Source organism: Maribacter luteocoastalis, from assembly GCF_048890225.1.
GTDB classification, from domain to species: domain Bacteria; phylum Bacteroidota; class Bacteroidia; order Flavobacteriales; family Flavobacteriaceae; genus Maribacter; species Maribacter luteocoastalis.
This window is the reverse complement of the sequence record NZ_JBMFZG010000027.1, coordinates 1-1111: the sequence shown is the minus strand read 5'-3', so window position 1 is coordinate 1111 and position 1111 is coordinate 1. Positions and strand designations below refer to the sequence as shown.

The window sequence follows — 1111 nt, the reverse complement described above, 5'->3', positions numbered from 1 at the left end:
ATTTTTAGGTTTCTTTGATGAAAAGTATCTAAGAAATAAAGAACAAGCAACAAGATTGGAAATTAATTTAGTGTAAACCTTAATCTTTAACTTGTGTAAACTATGTGCCTTAACGAACATATATGAAAACTCTCGAAAATAAAATATTACGATTTGATAATTGGTCACAACCTTGGACTTTTAAAGAATCTATAGAACAAACGCTTAATGAATCCGAATTGACTCTTTTTAGAGAGATATGGTTGAAAGCGGGAAACTTTGAACTTTGGAATCATTCAGACTTAATTTTAGGGTGTAAAGCCAGCCAAAAATTCTTAGAAGATAATTATAGTTTATCAGATAAGGCGATTGCAAATGTAGTTCGGGGACTATCATATGAATGGAAGTAGTAATGAATAACACCTATAAAATACACTTGAATGGAGTTCTAATCGGAACTTCTGAATTGGAAAAAGCTGATGCACCAATGGGAGTTGCATTCGGACTGATTAAATTTAACGGAATTGAATCGCCTTACGAATTCTTCAAAGAATACTGTTTGAAGAATCAAATCGAACTTGCCTCTGATTATCCAGAAGACAAAATGATTTCAACAATGAGTATTCCAAAACTCAAAATCACAAGCGACAACGGAATTGAAGTTAAAGGAGTAGGAAATCAAATAACAGGAATGGATAATGAAGAATATGAAATATCAATATTCGGAATTCCATATCCATTTTACAAAGAGGAATTTCCTCACCACGTAAAAGAGTATGGAAATATGTTTAATAAAGAATAAAAAACGAACGCACAACAATGGCTATAATTAATACGGGTTTTGGTACATAACCCAAAGTTTAGAGCTTTTAACCAAGTCCGCCAAATCTTTTGATTTGGCTTTATAAAGAAAAAAGATAAAACAAAATAAAAAGTTTTGGCTAAGTGCTTAATCGAAAGTTTACTACTTGTAATTCCCGTACTAACCATAGCCTAAACGTTGTGCTTCATTAGGTACGATATACAAACATCCTTTACAAAGTTATAGAAACATCGTTTACACTTTTTAAGTTGCATTTGGAACCAACATTCAGATGCTATGCCTTGGAAAGAACATACGATTATGGAACAA

2 protein-coding genes are annotated in these 1111 nt (G+C 32.0%); both read left to right on the top strand.

Going from position 1 to position 1111, the window contains the following annotated elements:
- Positions 1 to 122: 122 nt before the first annotated feature.
- Entirely contained in the window at positions 123 to 389 is a 267-nt protein-coding gene (locus ACOCEA_RS17945; protein WP_420757652.1) for a hypothetical protein, read from the top strand.
- Entirely contained in the window at positions 380 to 781 is a 402-nt protein-coding gene (locus ACOCEA_RS17940) for a hypothetical protein (RefSeq protein ID WP_420757651.1), read from the top strand. The genes ACOCEA_RS17945 and ACOCEA_RS17940 overlap by 10 nt, the downstream gene beginning before the upstream one ends.
- The last annotated feature ends 330 nt before the right edge of the window (positions 782 to 1111 follow it).